This window comes from Jeotgalicoccus sp. S0W5 (genome assembly GCF_011634875.1).
In the GTDB taxonomy this organism is placed as follows: Bacteria; Bacillota; Bacilli; order Staphylococcales; family Salinicoccaceae; genus Jeotgalicoccus; species Jeotgalicoccus marinus.
In genome coordinates, this window is the sequence record NZ_SIRQ01000003.1 from 589,512 (window position 1) to 607,903 (window position 18,392).

Genomic DNA, 18,392 nt, shown 5'->3' on the forward strand with positions numbered 1-18,392 from the left:
TGGTCTATTCTTAAGAATATAAAATTAAAAATCCATACGTTAAATGTTAGAGCTTCTTATACTCAAACTTAATAACGTACGGATTATTAATAAAATCGACTCATTATTCTTCGTATTGACCAATTGCCATATATTTTTCGAATCTTTGATTTACAAGGTGTTCACCATCGAGTTGTGTCAATTCTTCTAGGGCATTTTTCAGTACTTTCTCAGTTTCATTGAACACAAAAGTCTTATCGTTATGTGCCCCACCTGGAGGTTCTTCAATCGTGCCATCACTGACACCTAATTCTAGAAGATCATCCACTGTGATCTTAAGTGATTCTGCTGCGATTTCTTTTAGTGATGCATCTTTAAAGAGAATTGATGCCGCACCTTCTGGTGAAATAACTGAGTAGGTCGAGTTCTCAAGCATGTACAGTTGATTACATACACCGAGTGCTAAAGCACCACCTGAACCACCTTCACCGATAACAATACTAATCACCGGTACAGTGAGTCCTGCCATTTCAACGAGATTTCTTGCAATAGATTCACTTTGTCCACGTTCTTCAGCTGCCTTACCTGGGTAAGCGCCTTTCGTATCAATAAAGCAAATGACCGGACGATTGAACTTCTCTGCCTGTTTCATCAATCTTAACGCTTTTCTATAACCATCTGGATGTGCCATACCAAAGTTTCTGGCAATGTTGTCCTTAGTATCCATCCCTCTTTGGTTACCGATCACTGTCACAGGGCGACCATTGAACATTGCAATACCACCAATAATCGCATTGTCATCGCTATAAGCTCTATCACCTTTTAACTCGATAAAATCATCAAATAAAGCAGCAATGTACTCCTTAGAAGTTGGACGTTTAATATATCTTGCAATTTCGACACGTTGCCAAGGTGTTAGATTTGAATATATTTCCGCTCTCTTATCCTTCACTTTCTTCTCCAAAAAGCTAATTTCAGTTTTTAAATCTAATTTATTTTTATGTGCGTATTTTTCAAGTTCTTTAATCTTATTTTCAAGCTCACCAATAGGTTTCTCAAAGTCAAAAGCCATATTTACACCACCTCTTTATGCATTTTTAAGATTGTACCGAGATAGCGTTTCATATGGGTACGGTTAACGACCTCGTCTAATTGACCATGCTTGAGTAGGAACTCAGCAGTCTGGAAATCATCTGGTAATTTTTCTTTTATGGTTTCTTCAATAACACGACGGCCAGCGAAGCCGATTAGGGCACCTGACTCCCCGATATTAATATCACCAACAGAGGCAAATGATGCCGACACGCCACCAGTAGTCGGGTTTGTCATATATGAAATATACAAGAGCCCAGCCTCACTATGTCTTTCTAAAGCGACACTGACTTTAGCCATCTGCATTAAGGAAAGAATACCTTCTTGCATTCTCGCACCACCACTTGCAGTGAAGACAATGACAGGTAGTCTATGCTCTGTTGCATAGACAAAGCTACGTGCAAGCTTTTCCCCTAATGCTGAACCCATACTCCCCATTCTAAATCTAGGGTCCATTATTGCGACAACAACATCATTGCCCATAATCTTCCCATGGGAAACGACAAGGGCTTCATTGAGTCCTGTTTTTTCCTTATCAGATTTTAGTTTTTCATCATAATTAGGAAACTTCAACGGGTTTGAAGAAGTCACATTTTCAAAAAGACGTTCCTCAGTATCGACATCAAGTAAAGCTTCCATTCGATCTGTACTCGTTATCGGTAAATGATAATCACAATTAGAACATACGTTTAAACGCTTGTGAAGATCTTTAGAATACAATATCTTTTTACAATTTGGACATTTGGTCATAATTTTTTCTTGCTCTATTAAACCGTCTTTGCCCTGCTCATCTGTCGCTTTTTTATTTAACTTAAAAAATATATCTCTTAGCATTCCTACACCTCATTAAATCACGCTTTATGTCTGTCTGCATATTTTTCGAGTAAAGAATAAATTCTACGCACGATCTGATTATCGTCGTCTTTTACCGTCTTCATACCCTGATATTTATGTTCGTAATAAAAATCGATCATATGCATGAGTTCATTAAGCTCCTCATACTGTTTTTCAGTATGGATTAAATACTTTGCAATTAATTTATACAGTTGATGATTGTCAATATTTGCTAAGTAAGTCCCTTCGCCTCTTTTAACATAGATTACACCTATGAGTTCTAAGGCTCTTAGAGCTTCTCTGACACTTTGCCGACTTACATTTAGTCGTTCTTTTAAATATCTTTCACTTGGTATCTTCTCGCCGATACCGATGTTTTGATCTTCGATGATTTTGTCGATTTCTTCTAGAATCGTTTCGAGACCTTTTTTATTTTCCATTAGTTCACTGATAACTCACTTATTAATTTTTTTGTTTTTTCATATACTTCACCAGGCTCAACCTTGATACGGGCAACCCCAGTATTCATAGCAGCTTCTGCCACTTTTTCTGCAACAGTAGGTGCCACCTCTGGGTGAAAAGCATCCGGTATCACATATTCAGGACTAAGTTCCTCGTCTGTTACTATATCTGCGATTGCTAACACTGCCGCTTTCTTCATCTCTTCGTTTATATGCGTCGACTGTACATCTAAGGCACCACGGAAGATACCTGGGAAAGCGAGCACATTATTAACCTGGTTCGGAAAGTCACTACGCCCCGTACCAATTACTTTAACACCTGCTTCATGTGCAATATCTGGCATAATTTCTGGTGTTGGGTTAGCCATTGCAAAGATGATCGGATCTTCCTTCATAGAATGAACCATTTCTTTAGTCACTGCATTTTCGACTGACACACCAATAAATACATCAGCATCCTCGATCACATCGACTAAATTCCCTTCAATGTTATTTATGTTAGTGAATTTAGCGACTTCTTCTTTTATAGGATTCATACCACTTGGACGACCTTCATAAATTGCACCACGTGAATCACACATGATCATATCTTTTACACCAAAGCTGTGTAAGAGCTTAACAATTGCCACACCAGCTGCACCTGCTCCGTTTAGTACAACCTTGATTGAAGATAATTTTCTACCAGTCAGCTTAATCGCATTAATTAAACCAGCTAAAGTCACAATTGCAGTACCATGTTGATCATCATGGAATACTGGAATATCGACTTCTTTTTTTAAACGTTCTTCAATTTCAAAACATCTCGGTGCTGAGATATCTTCTAAATTGATTCCACCAAATACTGGTGTCATCAATTTCACAGTATTAACAATCTCATCAACGTCATTTGTTTTAAGGGCAATTGGGAATGAATCCACTCCTGCAAAATTTTTCAGAAGGATAGACTTACCCTCCATCACTGGTAAGCTTGCAGAAGCACCAATATTACCAAGGCCTAGTACAGCAGACCCATCTGTAACAACACCAACTGTATTACCTTTAATTGTATAGTCAAAGATCTTTCTTTCGTCTTCGTAAATTTCCTTACAAGGTTCAGCTACGCCAGGTGAATATGCAAGGGATAGTGCTTGTCTATCTTTAATCTCAACTTTTGAGTTTACGGACAATTTTCCTTGGTTAACTTTGTGTAGTTCTAATGCATCGCTTTTAAGTGACAAATCATTTCCTCCTATAGTGGTCATACCACGGTATATTATCACTAACCTACCCGTTTTACAATATATTTATACGATTAATCTGAAATTTTCATAATCAATTGTATCAATTAATCCGCTGATATTTATTGCCTCTATATAACCAATCGTTGAATGACGTTCAAAGTCTAGAACCGGTATCCCCTCAGCTGAAAGAAATGGTTCAATATCACTTTTTTGTAGATTTCTAATATAAATTTTCTTGGTCCGTTTAATGTAAGCATCCTTATATGTTTCAGGTGTGAACAAGCGATCGATGACGAGTTGATCCCTACCGTTACGCTCACCCATGGTTGCCACTGCGACCACAATGGGTTCATTCAGTAAAGGATGATATTTAAAATATTCCTTAGCAAATATAACACCATCTATTGATGTATACCCATCTGATAGTGTTAAGAAGGCCATGTTCTGACCACTTTTCTTAATCTTGATGGTTTTAACTTCTTCGATAAACAAAAGATAACTCGCGTGTTTTTTATGCTGTTGAATAAATGAGAAAGGGATATATTCTAAAGCTTGATGCTTCAGTAAGACTGGATGATCGGAAATATAAAAACCGAGTGTCTCCTTCTCACCTTGAATTATTTCACCTTGAGACATCTCATCTGTATAATGGAAATCTTTTTTAATACTAAACCCAAGAGAACTTAAAAATGATTCATGATGATATTCGTCACCTGCATTATTGAGTACATTCGGTATGGTTTGTAACATAGTTTTTCTATTCTCTTTAAATGAATCGAGTGCACCTGAAACAATTAAGTTTCTCAATATTTTTTCATTGAATTTGAAATTTACGCGGCTAACAAGATCAAATATATCTGTAAAATTACCGTTTTGACGTTCTTTTTGTATGGCATCATAGAGTAGTTTTGAAATTCCACTAATCATTGAAAATCCGAGAAGGATACCATCGCTCTCGATATTTTGCCATTGGGAACGATTGATGTCAGGTGGAAGAATATTAATTTTCATCATCTTGATTTCACTTAAAACTTGCTTAATTTTATCTTCATTAGAGCGGTGATGCGTCAATATTACGGAGTAGAAAATCGATGGATAATGTAATTTAATGTAAGCCATTATATAAGCCACTTTACTATAGGCAACCGCGTGACTTTTTACAAAACCGTAATTTGCGAATTCCATAATCAATTCAAATATCTGCTCTGCCAACGCTTGACTGTATCCTTGATCTAAGGCGCCATTTATAAAGTGTTCACGCTCTTCAGCTAAGATATTTTTGTCCTTTTTACTCATGGCACGTCTTAATATATCTGCTTGTCCATAGCTAAAGCCTGCAATCTTTCCAGCAATTTGCATAATCTGTTCCTGATAGACGATGATACCAAATGTTTCTTTTAATATTTCCTTTAAGTCTTCGTGTGGGTATGCGATTGTTTTCGGATTTTCTTTACGATATATAAAATTATCTATTTCTTTCATTGGACCCGGTCTATAGAGGGCAAGTACTGCGGCTAAATCACTAAGACTCTCTGGTTTAAATTTTTCAATCACACGTCTTATTCCAGTTGACTCTAACTGGAATATGCCTAAGGTCATGCCAAGGGATAACATCTTGTAAACACGCGCATCTTCTTTGATGTCATCTAGAGAAAAGTTTTTATCGTGACGGTGAACGCCCTGTATCATATATCGGATAAGCGATAAGTTTTTAAGGCCAAGTAAGTCAATTTTTAAGAGCCCAGCAGACTCAACATCTTTCATTGGCCACTGGGTCATTACATGCTGGTCAACAAAAATAATTGGCACAGAGTCGGTCAATTTCTTACTGCTTAACACCATCCCAGCAGCGTGTGTGGAGGTGTGTCTTGGCAGCCCTTCAATTTTTAAGGCGACTTCTTTTAAAACTTTATATTTACTGTCATTCTCTTCTAGTTGTTTAAAACGGTCTGTATCGAAAGCTTGATTTAAAGTTGCATTTAATTCCGAAGGAATTAAATTGGACATTAATTTTAATTCATCTTCAGTAAAACCGAGCACTCTACCAACATCACGGGCTGCCATTTTTGCACTCAGTGTCCCGTAGGTTACGATATTACCGACTTGCATCTGGCCGTATTTCTCAATCAGATAACTGACAACTTCATCTCGTCTTGAATCTTCAAAGTCGATATCTATATCTGGCATGTTGACACGTTCTGGATTTAAAAACCGTTCAAACAAGAGCTGATGCTCAATCGGATCAACTTCAGTAATATTTAGGGTAAATGAAACGAGACTGGCAGATGAAGATCCACGACCTGGGCCAACGTAGATGCCTTGATTCTTAGCGAAAGCCACCAAATCTTGTACGATTAAAAAGTAGTCTTCAAAGCCCATAGAGACAATGACATCATACTCATATTTCAAACGCTCTTTGTATACAGAGCCTCTCTTATCTAGTCCGAGCGCTTTAAAACGTTCCATCAACACGCGCCACAAGTAGTCTTTAGATGGTTCATCATAAGGATTGTCAAAGACAGGTAAGGTATGTTCAACCTGAGGAAGTGGCACTTGACACTTATTGAATATTTCTTCGTTATTCTTTAAAAAAGAGGCTGCACGGTCATCTAGCATTGTAGATACTTGAATACAGTCATTTCCACTCAAGGAATGTATAGAGTCTGCGCTGATTTTTTCGTTATCACGAATCGCATTTAATACCTTTAATGCCCCGCGCTCATCACTATTTACGTAATGACTCGCCTGAATATAAACTTTTTTATATTGTCCTTCAACTTGGTGGGAAAGATACTGATCTTCATCACTCGTTCTAAGTTCTGCTAATAGTTCAACACTAGACTGTGTCTTACCAATCACAATACAGTTTCTTATATTATTAATAAGGTAAGCGAGTGGTGTCCTTTCGATATCTTTATATGACAACATCGCACTTAAACGGACGAGTTCTAAATACCCTTCCACATTTTTAGCTAATAAAACTAAGGGAATACCATTTAAGCCATCCTCTGCTAGAATTTCTATTCCTGGCACAACATGGATATTCTCCTCTTGACCCGTTTTCATAAACTGGTAGACTGCATGCATTCGGTTGAAGTCCGTCACTGCGACTGCAGTTTGGCCATCGTTTTTAAGCGTTTCTAACAAACGATTTAGCGTTATATTTGAATTTAAAAAGTCAAATGCACTATGAACATTCAAATTAAGCATACAGACACACCCTATACTAGTTTTTCTTCTATTCGTTCAATCAACGCCTCGAGCTCATCTTTGTCACTTACTCTAATCCCACTGGCAAGTGGATGACCACCACCGCCAAATTCCCCGGCGATGTCATTAATTACGATCTCTTTAGAGCGTAATCGTATTCTAATCTGGTCTTTATCTTCTAAGGCTAGGAACCATACTTTCACTTCGTCTATATCTCTAAATATGTTGACGTCTAATCCTGCTTCTGACATAGAGAGATCGAATTCTTTAATAACTTCTTCAGGGACATAAGTATAGGCAATACCGGAGTCTAAGAAGACAGCTTGACTTATCAACCAACCCTTATACATAAAGGCTTTCTTTGTGGACTGATGCATCTGATTATTTAACTTAGCTGCGTCAAAATCAAAAGCGATTAATCTAGAAGCAACTTGAAATGTTAAAGGACTTGTATTGTTATATAAAAAGCGACCGGTGTCTCCGACAATACCCATGTATAGACAGGCTGCTACTTCATTATCTATAGGATGAGTATCCCATAAATCCATCAACAAATAGAGCAGTTCACTTGCAGAAGAAACGGCTGTCTCAACGATCGACAAATCTCCAAATGGCTCAACATCAGGATGATGGTCAATTTTTACTAACTTATTACCTGCTTCTACTGTGCCATCTAAACGGTCGAGATTTGCTGTATCCACTGCGATAATAAGTGGTGAGTTCAGGGGTTTTTCTTCGTCCATTTCTCCTAAAAAATCCAGAGAAGGTTCTAAGCCACCAAGTGCAATGATGTCCTTATCTTTATATTTATTTCTTAAGTAGTTACGTAAACCAAGTTGTGCACCGTAGGCATCCGGATCTGGCTTTTGATGTCTTAAAATCACAATTTGATCATGTTGTTCAATTAGTGTTAAAACGTCCTTTGCTTTACTATTTAACTCACTTAAATTCTGCGTCAATTCTTTTAACAATAGTAAAACTCCTCATTAATAATTTACTTACATTCATCAATCAATTATACTACATAAGAGATTGGAGTTGTATCGGATGGAATTCTTATATTCTTTTGTTGTTTCATTTTTAGTTACAGCAATTGTTGTTACATTTATTCTCTTCGTCGTCTTTAAAGTTCGTAAAATACGAACGATAAGAGACGTTCGAGGTGCTTACTATAATAGCATCTCTCGGATATGGCTCGCTTTATTCATGATTGTCTTCGGATTAAATACCATCGTCCAATTCCACACCTTTGTTGCATATTTAATCGGTGGATTGTTCATTATTTTTGGTGGCTTCCAGCTTAATTATTTCAATAAAGCACGCAAGTATTTTAAAGGTAACTTACCGATAGAAGAAAAAGCATGGCAAGAATTTGAAGCGATGAAAAAGAATCAGGCGAAAAAGAAAAAGCGTAGCTAATACATAAGGCTTCCGGTTTGTCCGGAAGCCTTTTTATTTTTCATTGAAATGTTGGATAAGGAAAGTTGCTTTTGAATATGCTTCACTTTGAATATTCAAGACAATCTCAAGACGTATAAATTGCTCACCCTTGTCTATGATTTGTCCGAGTAACTCAATTTCTTGATAGAGTTGGACGACTTTAAAGTTCATTATATTATAAGTATCGATGTGATAACTGTGTATATTGTTTTCTTGTAACACGACGAGTATCAATCGTTCTGCTAGACGCATAAAGTTCGCCTGTGAAAGTGATCCATATTCATCTGTCATAAATGGCATGACCCGAATCTTAATCTTATGGCTATCGATTTGAATTTCACGGTCGATAAGCTGGTCAGTCGACATGCCAGATTTTAAATTTCTAGATGAGATATTTTTAAATACTTCTCTGCGGTGAACAATGCCTCTATAATCACCTGACTCTACAACGGGTATTGTATTTAATTGATGCCAGGACATAATTTGTCTGAGTGATAGGACCGTTGTATCTTCTTCAGCACTATAATCCGGTAGTAAATAAGAAGTGTAATTTTGAGCAGTCATTTCTGGTAAATCCTTTGCTCGGATTGCACCGACAAATCGATTGCCATCAAGTAATATCATATTCTTATCTTCAGGGTGAATTTCAGTACCAAGGTCTTTGATATCTACGGTATACTGAGGTTGTTTTACCATCAATCGCCCGGCTGTAACAATATTTTGTGATAATGATAAACTATACACTTCACGATGAATAATTGATGCACATGTAAAAGTATCGTGTGTGGTCGATATCACGGGTAATTGTTTTTCTTCAGCAAGTTCTAATATTTCCTTCCCTGTGCCAAAGCCACCAGTAATAAGTAAACCCACTCCGTTTTCTAAAGCACTTCTCTGAGATTTTTCACGGTTCCCGACAATTAATAAACCGTTGGGTTCTAAATATTTTACAATGTCCTCAGTCTGCATGGCACCGATTAAAATTCTTGATATTTCTTTATCCAGATAGTTATCCCCGCTTAAAACGGTCCCTTGGATGACACGGTTCACTTCTCTAAACATAATCTTACCGTGATTCTTTAGCTCTCTTTGGACAATTCTAAAAGTCCCGACGCGCTCAACGGTCTTCACTAGTCCGTCCTCTTCAGCTTGCTTGATTGCACGGTAACTCGTGCCTAAGGAGACACCCATGTAGGCAGATATCTGTCTGACTGATAGACTGCTACCTTCCCTTAGACCTCTGATATACTTTAAAATTTCATCGTGTTTAGACATAAGTTCACCTTTTCCATTAATTCAGCTTAAATTTATCATAGCATGTAAATAGAAAGTCCGAAAACAAAAAACCGAAAGCTTGAGCTTCCGGTTAAAATAAATTATGGTTTATGAGTATTGAACTGCTTCACCTGGTTTTAGGATTTGACAGTTTGTGTTGACCTTATCTTTAAATACTTCAGGGTCCGCCTTAATTGGTGGGAAAGTATCATAATGCGTCGGTACAACAATAGTGGGTTTAATGAAGTTGTTAATTGCATAAACCGCATCATCAATACCCATAGTAAAATGGCCACCGATTGGAATGAAGCACACATCAATTGGCCCATTCAATTTAGAAATCAATTCCATGTCACCAAAGATACCTGTGTCCCCAGTCACGTATACTGTTTTTCCATTAATCTTTAGGATGAGTCCCATGGATTCGCCAGTATAATTGATGACACCGTCGTCATCTGTAAAACTTGATGTGTGGAAGGCATGAACAAATTTAATCGAACCAAATTCAAACTCACCTTCACCACCAACGTTCATACCGATAGCGTTTAGGCCCTGTCCTTCAAGGTAGTCAGCGAGCTCTACAGGTGCGATGATAGTAGAGTCATTATTTTTTGCAATTTCAATCGTATCACCCACATGGTCATTATGACCGTGTGTTAAAATAATATAATCTGCTTTGACATCTTCAACCCTTAAATCAGTTAATTCATTACCATTTATAAATGGATCAATAATTACATTTGAATCGTTATTAGAAAATGATAGTACTGCATGTCCATGAAATTTTACAGTCATTATTTTCACTCCTATAGAAAATGTTTAATAATTATCCATTCCCTAAAAAATTAAGTTCTAATCATAAATGTAAAGGAGAATTATGTTGAAACAAATTACACTTAGCCATAACCTTTCACTAGCTTACGACCATGTTTTATTTAGTCAGTCAGATTTTAATGCACCCAACAGTGTTTTAATCTCTATGCAAAAAGCATTAACACCACAAGCTGAAATCTACATGTCTATAAACAACAATTACGAGACAGATGCTTTTATGTTAGAAAATACATTGATTGAAACAATCAGAGCAAATGAGGTCGATGGCTTTATTGTCGATCAGATCTTTACCCGTGATTATCACGATGTGAACGAAGCTTTGTTAAGTACCCTATCAAATGAAATTCGTAACTGTCACTTTATTATTGGACCCGCATTTACAAAGGTCCCTTACTTTTTACATAGCCGCTTAGCCGAGGTCTTTATCGACAACGATGTTTCCGGCATTATATATGATTTAAGAGAAATAGATTTGAGTGATTTTAAAGCCTTACAGCCTCTAGCTAAGCTGAAGATGCACGTAAAAAAACGAATTTCAATTATTCCTTTAATTAAAGCCGAACAACTAGAAGCTTTAAAGAAAAGTATTCCCTTTGATGTCTGTGTGATTGATGAGATGTAAGTAATAAGTGATGTTGGGGCTTTGTTAAGGGGACTTTTCATTTTGCGTCAGCTTCGTTTTTAGTTCGAAGCGGCGCCCGCGCAATTCGTCAGCTTCGTTTTGATTTCGAAGCAGAGCCCTCGCAATTCATCAGCTTCGTTTTGAATTCGAAGCGGTGCAATCACAATTCATCAGCTTCGTTTTTAGTTCGAAGCGGAGCAATCACAATTCATCAGCTTCGTTTTTAATTCGAAGCGGCGCTCTCGCAATTCATCAGCTTCGTTTTGAATTCGAAGCGGCGCCCGCACAATTCATCAGCTTCGTTTTTAGTTCGAAGCGGCGGCCTCGCAATTCGTCAGCTTCGTTTTCAGTTCGAAGCGGTGCAATCACTTACTCAACCATCCACCCACCAAGCCCACTCAAAACCCACCACCATTCACTCGATAAACTCAAAAAAGCGGTGGACTCCCATCGACTCCACCGCTTTCTTAATTTATAGCAATTATCCTAGTAACTCTAAGATATCTTTATATTCTTTACCTTGTGCTTCAGCAACTGCTTTATAGGTAATGTGACCTTGGAAAGTATTGAAACCTCCAGCGATAACCGGGTTTTTAGCTACAGCTTCTTTGTAACCGTTGTTCGCAATTAAAAGTCCATACTGTAAAGTCGCATTAGTTAAAGCATTCGTTGAAGTTCTTGGCACCGCACCTGGCATGTTTGCCACGGCATAGTGTATTACATTATGTTTTACGTATGTTGGATCATCGTGTGTTGTAATACGATCTGTAGTTTCGAAAATACCACCTTGGTCAATTGCAATATCAACAATGACTGATCCTGGTGACATATTTTTAATCATTTCTTCAGTAACAAGTTTTGGTGCTTTGGCACCTGGAATAAGTACTGCCCCAATGACTAAATCACTTTTTTCTACTGCTTGTTTGATATTTAATGGTGTAGACATCAATGTCTGTACGTTTGAACCAAATAAATCGTCGAGTTCACGTAAGCGTTTCGGATTTAAATCAAGCACTGTCACATCAGCGCCTAAACCAATCGCCATTTTTGCAGCGTTTGTACCCGCTGCTCCCCCACCAACGATTGTAACTCTCGCTTTTTCTACACCAGGTACACCACTTAAGAGAATACCTTTACCCCCATTGATTGCTCTTAATTGCTCTGCACCAATTTGAGTTGCCATACGACCTGCAACTTCACTCATCGGCGCGAGTAATGGTAATGAACCATCTGGCAATTGAATCGTTTCATAAGCAATCGCCGTTACTTTCTTATCGACTAATACTTGTGTTAACGCTTCTTCAGGCGCTAAGTGTAAGTATGTGAAAAGGATAGACTCTTCTTTGATTCTATCAAATTCTTCTGCTAATGGTTCTTTTACCTTGACCACCATATCGACATCCCAAGCCTCTTCAGGTGTATCAACGATTTCAGCACCCATTTCTACATATGCTGAATCGTGGAAGAATGAACCTTCTCCCGCATTTGTTTCAACGCGAACAGTGTGTCCAGCCTGTACAAAAGCGTAAACGCCACCGGGTGTTAGTCCCACCCTATTCTCGTTGTTTTTTACTTCCTTCGGTAATCCAATAATCATTACAATTTCCCCCTTTTTCTTAAGCAAATTTATTGTATCATATAAGTTAATATTTGCACCCAAAATAATCTTTAAAAAATAAAGTTTTGGTACCGCATACATGTGGTATAGATTAATAAGAATAGGAAATGGAGTTGGTAACTATGTTACAGTACAAAAACATCTTAGTTGCAGTGGACGGTTCACACGAAGCAGAATGGGCATTCCAAAAAGCGGTCGAAGCTGCTAAACGTAACAACGCAAAGCTTTCTATTATTAATGTTATTGATACACGATCTTTCGCATCTGTCGAAGCATACGATCGCTCGATTTCAACTCGTGCACAAGAGTTTGCGCAAAAGTTACTCGACGGTTATGAAAAAGTTGCTTTAGAAGGTGGCGTTGAATCTGTAGATAAAATCATCGACTATGGTTCACCAAAATCTGTTATCCCTAAAAAAGCAGTTGAAAAAATCGGCGCAGATTTAATTGCCTGTGGTTCTACAGGTCTAAACGCTGTTGAACGTTTCATAATCGGTTCAGTTTCTGAGGCCATTGTACGTAATGCCAAATGTGACGTATTAGTCGTTCGTACAGAAACACTTCCTTCAGACTTTGAACCAAAAGTAGCTACAGAAGAGTTTATAGAACAACACCGCTAATCAAATTATTTGAAGCAATGCACTCAGTTCTGAGTTGCATTGCTTTTTTATTTATAGGATATCGAGTAAAATTAATTCAAATTCAAAATAATATTTTCAGGAGGTTCTTATGGAACTTGGAATCAACACATTTGGTGATGCAGGCTTAGATCCTGTCACTGGGAAAACAACAACTCATCCAGAAAGATTACAACAATTAGTAGAAGAAATTGCGACAGCAGACAGAGTTGGTTTAGATATCTTTTCTATTGGTGAACACCACAGAAATGACTATGCAGTCAGCTCTCCTGACGTTGTATTAGCAGCTGGAGCAGCGATGAGTAAAAACATCCGTCTATCTAGTGGTGTCACTGTCTTATCTTCGGATGATCCAGTACGCGTCTACGAGCGCTTTGCTACTCTAGACGGCATCTCTAATGGTCGTGCAGAAATAATGGCAGGACGCGGCTCATTTATAGAATCATTCCCTTTATTTGGTTACGATTTAAATGATTATAATACCCTTTTCGATGAAAAGCTCGACCTACTTTTACAACTGCAAAAAGGCGGTAAGATAAATTGGGAAGGTACACATCGTCCACCTTTAAAGGATGCTGAAATATTCCCTAAAACTGTACAAGATGAAATTCCGATATGGATTGCTAGTGGTGGTACACCGCAATCTGCCCAGCGTGCGGCCGTACTTGGTTTGCCACTTGTCTTAGCCATTATTGGTGGTAGTCCTTATCAATTTAAAAGAACAGCCGATTTTTATCGTCAAGTGGGTAAAGATGCTGGCCATGATGAAAGTAAATTAAAGGTTGCTACAAACTCACATGGCTTTATTTGGGACTCTGATGGTGAAGCAAGAGACCTTTTCTTCCCTGCAATATCTGGGTCAATGACTAAGATTGGTCGTGAACGTGGATGGGGAACATATACAAGAGAGGCTTTCGATGCGATGGCTGATCCAAGCGGTGCGCTATATGTTGGTAGTCCAGAAACTGTCGCGCGCAAGATTGTCGATTTATATGAACACATGGGAGTTGAACGCTTTACATTACAAACTCCCGTCGGTGTCATGTCACATGACAAAGTCCTAAAAACTATCGAACTCTTTGGTGAAAAAGTCGCACCACTTGTACATGAAGGTGTAGAGAAGATCAAAGCCGAACGCCAGAAATAATTATAAAAATACACTCATCTAACTATTTAGATGAGTGTATTTTTTACTTCAGTCTCATGACTTCTCTTGCAATCATGACTTCCTCTGCCGTAGGAATAACAAGAACTTTTACAGGTGAATAGGAGTGACTGATCGTCGCTTCGACACCTCTTGTTTCGTCATTGGTTTTTTTGTCTAGGTAAACCCCCATAAACTCAAGGCTATCTAACACTTTTTCTCTTATTAAACTCGAGTTTTCACCGACACCTGCAGTAAAGATAATGGCATCTACCCCACCCATACGTGCAGCATATGATCCCATATATTTGTGGATGCTCGAACTAAATACTTCTAAGGCAAGTTCCGCTCTATCATTACCTTTTTTAGCCTCTTCAGTTATATCTCTTAAGTCACTTGAGAAACCACTGACACCAAGTAGACCGGATTCTCTATTTAGAACGTTCAACACTTCTACTGCGCTCTTTTCTGTTTTTTCCATAATATAAGGAATTAAAGAGGGATCAATGTTACCTGAGCGAGTCCCCATAGTTACACCAGCGAGTGGCGTGAACCCCATTGACGTATCGATAGATTTACCTGCCTTAACCGCAGCAATACTCGCACCATTCCCCAAGTGACAACTAATTAACCTTAATTCTTCTAGAGGACGTTTTAAAATTTCTCCTGCTCTTTCTGTCACGTACTGATGGCTCGTGCCGTGGAAGCCAAACTTTCTAATTCGATAGTCCTTATAGTACTTATAAGGCAAACTATATAAATATGAACTCTCAGGCATAGATTGATGAAAGGATGTATCGAATACAGCGATATGTGGCACATCCGGTAGAAGTTCCCTCATCGCCCTAATCCCCATTAAGTTCGCGGGATTATGGAGAGGTGCAAACTCTGACAATTCTTCAATATCTCTAACTACACTATCGTCAATCATAGTTGCCTCTGAGAACTTTTCACCGCCGTGTACCACACGATGACCAGTACCCTCGAGTTCGTCGATTGATGAGATAATATTTTTAGAAACTAAAATATCTAACATGATATTAACCGCTTCAGTATGGTTTTTAAAGTTTTGTTCAAATACTTCACGTCCACCTTTATAAGACAGCGTAAAAACACCATGATCTAATCCGATTCGTTCGACAAGTCCTCTGGCAATTTCTTGTTCCTCAGACATTTCAAACAGTTCAAATTTAAAAGAAGAACTGCCGGCATTGATTGCAATAATTTTAGTCATAAGCTTCAACTACTTTCTGCTGTATTGTTCATGCCATTCATTTAACTGTCTAACAAACTCCTGCATCTTACTCGCATCTTTAAAGTCAGGCACATCTCCAATTAAAACTTCATTATTTACAAGTGGTGAGAATCCTTTTTTAAGTACGATTAGTGACTTACGTTGCTTCTCTGTCTTAAATATAGTTGACGGTAAGTTTAAGAACATGAGTAAGGTCGCATCTTCTGAAATATATTGCTTAATCGTTTCATTGTTTTCTTCTAGTATATTCGAAGGGACAACAAAAATTCCAATATCATCTGTTTCAATAAGATTCATACCTGCTTCTAACATTAAAAGATGTGCGTAACTTTGACCTGCATCAAATGCAGTTTTATATTTTTCTGCTGGTAGTGGATAATAACCGACTGGTAAATCCCCTACCGCAATATTACTCATCGGAATACGACTCGGCTCAATCACATTTTGTGGATGAATGTACATCGGTGTTTCTAAAAACTCACATAGATTTGCATTAATTTCTGCTAAGGCAGGATCAACTTCAATCCCTGATAAGTTTAAATCAGTTACCATTTCCTTAATCGTCATTGCAAGATGGCCTGTACCACTGCCGATATCGACTAAATTTTTCTTATTATCATCTGTGAACAAGTCTACAATATGAGCAACTAAGTACCCAATCGCATCAGGTGTTAATTGGTGGTTACTCTGTACTGGCTCTTCTTTTACTTGGTAAAGATATGCAAACTGGAAGGCTTTTCTTTTATCCGAAAAAGTTCCCTTACTTTCAACTTGCAATAAGGCCTCTGCTAGCGCTTCTAATCTAGGACTTTCTTTTTCTTTTACGATTTCTTCTACTCTATTGATTAAATTCTCATACATTTCTTCCATTGCTGTTTTAGCCATTTTAAATCCCTCTTTACACAAAATATGGACTATCCATATACCGGATAGTCCTAGTGTCTTGATTATATTACATGACTGACTTCGCATCAATCAGTTCACTTTAAAAGTTTCGTTCAACTGTGTGATCAATCGATGAAGTTTCACTTAAATTCGATTTAGTATCTGCTGACATTTCGTCTTTAATTCGACGTGAATATTTACTGTACTTATCATTCACAACGTAAGTGTCAGCTATAAAGTCGTGTAAACCAATCTTTGCATTGGTAAAAAAGACTGCAAGATATGGCAAGTATAATAAGAAGTTTGAAATAATTCGTCCCACTGTTTCTCTGTAAAACGTTTGTGCGAATGTTAACTTTTCACCTGTAGATGAATTGACGCTTATACCTAGAATCATCTTACCAACTGTTTGTTTAAAGAAAAATGTCATCAATGTGAAATAGATAAAATATAACAACGTTGTACCTATGTTCTCTAAGGATAATGCTTCTATACCAAAGAAAACATTTCTTAAATCAAATATTGATAGAAGTGGTACAATGGTTAACTGAGCGACTCCCCAAAGTACAACAATATCAATGATGTATGATATGAATCTCGGGAAGAAACCTGCATGAGTCATGTTATTTAACGCTGTAATGTAATTTGTATCATCATGTTCGATACTTACTTGTTCAGTCATACGTTTCCCTCCTATTCATATAAGTACATCGGTTGAACACCTTGTCGGTTGTCGATTAGTTCTTGAACCATTCTAACCTCGCCACCACCGAACAAGTCACTTATGGCACTCTTAATCTGTACACCAAATGGGAATGAAGAATTGTAACCTCCATCAAACTCAACCACTTGTGGATTCCCACCGAGCTCTTCTTTTAAGGCAGCTAGTGCATCATCGAAGTGACCATTTTGGTCAACAAGTCCATTTTCAATTGCTTCCTCACCAAGGTAAATACGACCATCAGCGATTGCACGTACTTCCTCTTCAGTCATACCTCTACCTTCAGCTACGACGTCAACGAAGTCTTGGAACATTGTATCTACAATACTTTGAATATATTCTTGTTCTTCTTCGGTCGCTTCTCTAGACGGTGACATCATATCTTTCATTTCTCCACTCTTATAAGTGTCAAATGAAATCCCGTGTTCTTCAGCTAACTGACCGTAGTTGATGCTCTGCATGATTACACCAATTGAACCAGTAATCGTTTGATCTGTTGCAAAGATCTGATCTGCTGGTGCAGAAACATAATAGCCACCAGAAGCGGCCATGTTACCCATCGAACTGTATATTGTTTTACCGCTTTCTTTAACTGCCATTAAGTACTTATGTATTTCAGCACTTTCATAGACACCACCACCAGGTGAGTTTACATTAAGAAGTACCCCGCTATATGTGTCATCTTCAGCAATATCTTTCAACGCCTGAATCGTCAACTCATGGTTATAACCTTCCGATCCAAACATGCCAACAGTTGCTCCAGTATCCTGAATGGTTCCTTCAAAGTTCAATACAGCGATTTTATTTCCTGCATCCCCTTCTTCAAGAATAGAAGATTTGCTTGCTTCATTTGATGCAAGGTCATTAAACATATCTTCCCAATCACTTGCCCATAAAGAAGACATAAAGGACACACCAAGTCCTAAAATGACAATTGCAATTGCTGAAACCAATGCAATAATTCTTTTCATGAAAACACCCTTTCTATATTTAAGTCAAAGATATCATAACATTACCCCTAATAGCGTCACAATGAAACCTAATATCTTTTAAGGTACATTTAAGGTTATGAAGTTTATAGATTGATGACTAATAGAACTTTTAATTTTTCTATGGTAGTCTAGATTTAATAATAATCAGACAAAGAGTGAAATGGAGTAATCC

Annotated in this window: 17 protein-coding genes; 4 read left to right on the forward strand and 13 right to left on the reverse strand. The window is 37.8% G+C overall.

What is annotated here, in order from left to right; all coding sequences use genetic code 11:
- Nucleotides 1-103 precede the first annotated feature (103 nt).
- From EYB29_RS05325 to EYB29_RS05350, 6 genes are all read right to left on the reverse strand, one after another.
- Entirely contained in the window at nt 104-1,051 is a 948-nt protein-coding gene (locus EYB29_RS05325) for an acetyl-CoA carboxylase carboxyltransferase subunit alpha (RefSeq protein ID WP_166626777.1), read from the reverse strand.
- A 2-nt stretch (nt 1,052-1,053) separates the two neighbouring features.
- Nucleotides 1,054-1,905 (reverse strand): acetyl-CoA carboxylase, carboxyltransferase subunit beta, encoded by an 852-nt coding sequence (gene accD / locus EYB29_RS05330; RefSeq protein ID WP_026866857.1) that lies wholly within the window; start codon nt 1,903-1,905, stop codon nt 1,054-1,056.
- 17 nt (nt 1,906-1,922) lie between these two features.
- Entirely contained in the window at nt 1,923-2,345 is a 423-nt protein-coding gene (locus EYB29_RS05335) for a FadR/GntR family transcriptional regulator (RefSeq protein WP_166626778.1), read from the reverse strand.
- Complete coding sequence (gene ystJ / locus EYB29_RS05340; RefSeq protein ID WP_026866856.1) at nt 2,345-3,583, reverse strand: NADP-dependent malic enzyme; 1,239 nt, start codon at nt 3,581-3,583, stop codon at nt 2,345-2,347. Before ystJ ends, EYB29_RS05335 begins: the two co-directional genes overlap by 1 nt.
- A gap of 66 nt (nt 3,584-3,649) precedes the next feature.
- Nucleotides 3,650-6,796 (reverse strand): DNA polymerase III subunit alpha, encoded by a 3,147-nt coding sequence (locus EYB29_RS05345; protein ID WP_166626779.1) that lies wholly within the window; start codon nt 6,794-6,796, stop codon nt 3,650-3,652.
- 11 nt (nt 6,797-6,807) lie between these two features.
- The gene (locus EYB29_RS05350; RefSeq protein WP_051220508.1) at nt 6,808-7,767 is read right to left on the reverse strand and encodes a DHH family phosphoesterase; all 960 of its coding nucleotides are present in this window, start codon (nt 7,765-7,767) and stop codon (nt 6,808-6,810) included.
- A gap of 76 nt (nt 7,768-7,843) precedes the next feature.
- Between EYB29_RS05350 and EYB29_RS05355 the strand changes: the two genes are divergently transcribed.
- Nucleotides 7,844-8,215 (forward strand): YtpI family protein, encoded by a 372-nt coding sequence (locus EYB29_RS05355; RefSeq protein ID WP_026866853.1) that lies wholly within the window; start codon nt 7,844-7,846, stop codon nt 8,213-8,215.
- A 33-nt stretch (nt 8,216-8,248) separates the two neighbouring features.
- Here EYB29_RS05355 and EYB29_RS05360 read toward each other — a convergent pair whose 3' ends face one another.
- The gene (locus tag EYB29_RS05360; RefSeq protein WP_166626780.1) at nt 8,249-9,511 is read right to left on the reverse strand and encodes a DRTGG domain-containing protein; all 1,263 of its coding nucleotides are present in this window, start codon (nt 9,509-9,511) and stop codon (nt 8,249-8,251) included.
- Nucleotides 9,512-9,619: 108 nt separating this feature from the next.
- The gene (locus EYB29_RS05365) at nt 9,620-10,306 is read right to left on the reverse strand and encodes a metal-dependent hydrolase (RefSeq protein ID WP_026866851.1); all 687 of its coding nucleotides are present in this window, start codon (nt 10,304-10,306) and stop codon (nt 9,620-9,622) included.
- An 85-nt stretch (nt 10,307-10,391) separates the two neighbouring features.
- On the opposite strand from EYB29_RS05365, the gene EYB29_RS05370 reads away from it, so the two are divergent.
- Entirely contained in the window at nt 10,392-10,967 is a 576-nt protein-coding gene (locus tag EYB29_RS05370; RefSeq protein WP_026866850.1) for a hypothetical protein, read from the forward strand.
- Between the two features lie 481 nt (nt 10,968-11,448).
- Here the strand turns inward: EYB29_RS05370 and ald are convergent, their stop codons facing one another.
- Nucleotides 11,449-12,564 (reverse strand): alanine dehydrogenase, encoded by a 1,116-nt coding sequence (gene ald, locus EYB29_RS05375; RefSeq protein ID WP_235678880.1) that lies wholly within the window; start codon nt 12,562-12,564, stop codon nt 11,449-11,451.
- 143 nt (nt 12,565-12,707) lie between these two features.
- Between ald and EYB29_RS05380 the strand changes: the two genes are divergently transcribed.
- Both EYB29_RS05380 and EYB29_RS05385 read left to right on the forward strand, forming a co-directional pair.
- Nucleotides 12,708-13,205, forward strand: a complete 498-nt coding sequence (locus tag EYB29_RS05380; RefSeq protein WP_166626782.1) for a universal stress protein — start codon at nt 12,708-12,710, stop codon at nt 13,203-13,205.
- A gap of 109 nt (nt 13,206-13,314) precedes the next feature.
- A complete protein-coding gene (locus EYB29_RS05385) occupies nt 13,315-14,370 on the forward strand; it encodes an LLM class flavin-dependent oxidoreductase (RefSeq protein ID WP_166626783.1) in 1,056 nt (351 codons plus the stop codon).
- Between the two features lie 43 nt (nt 14,371-14,413).
- On the opposite strand, the gene EYB29_RS05390 is transcribed toward EYB29_RS05385, so the two are convergent.
- From EYB29_RS05390 to sppA, 4 genes are all read right to left on the reverse strand, one after another.
- Nucleotides 14,414-15,601, reverse strand: coding sequence for an acetate kinase (locus tag EYB29_RS05390; protein WP_166626784.1), 1,188 nt, complete (start codon nt 15,599-15,601; stop codon nt 14,414-14,416).
- Nucleotides 15,602-15,610: 9 nt separating this feature from the next.
- On the reverse strand, nt 15,611-16,507 hold the full coding sequence (locus tag EYB29_RS05395) for a class I SAM-dependent methyltransferase (RefSeq protein WP_166626785.1): 897 nt from the start codon (nt 16,505-16,507) through the stop codon (nt 15,611-15,613).
- 100 nt (nt 16,508-16,607) lie between these two features.
- On the reverse strand, nt 16,608-17,189 hold the full coding sequence (locus EYB29_RS05400; RefSeq protein ID WP_051220507.1) for an RDD family protein: 582 nt from the start codon (nt 17,187-17,189) through the stop codon (nt 16,608-16,610).
- Between the two features lie 11 nt (nt 17,190-17,200).
- The gene (sppA, locus tag EYB29_RS05405; RefSeq protein ID WP_166626786.1) at nt 17,201-18,199 is read right to left on the reverse strand and encodes a signal peptide peptidase SppA; all 999 of its coding nucleotides are present in this window, start codon (nt 18,197-18,199) and stop codon (nt 17,201-17,203) included.
- Nucleotides 18,200-18,392 lie beyond the last annotated feature (193 nt).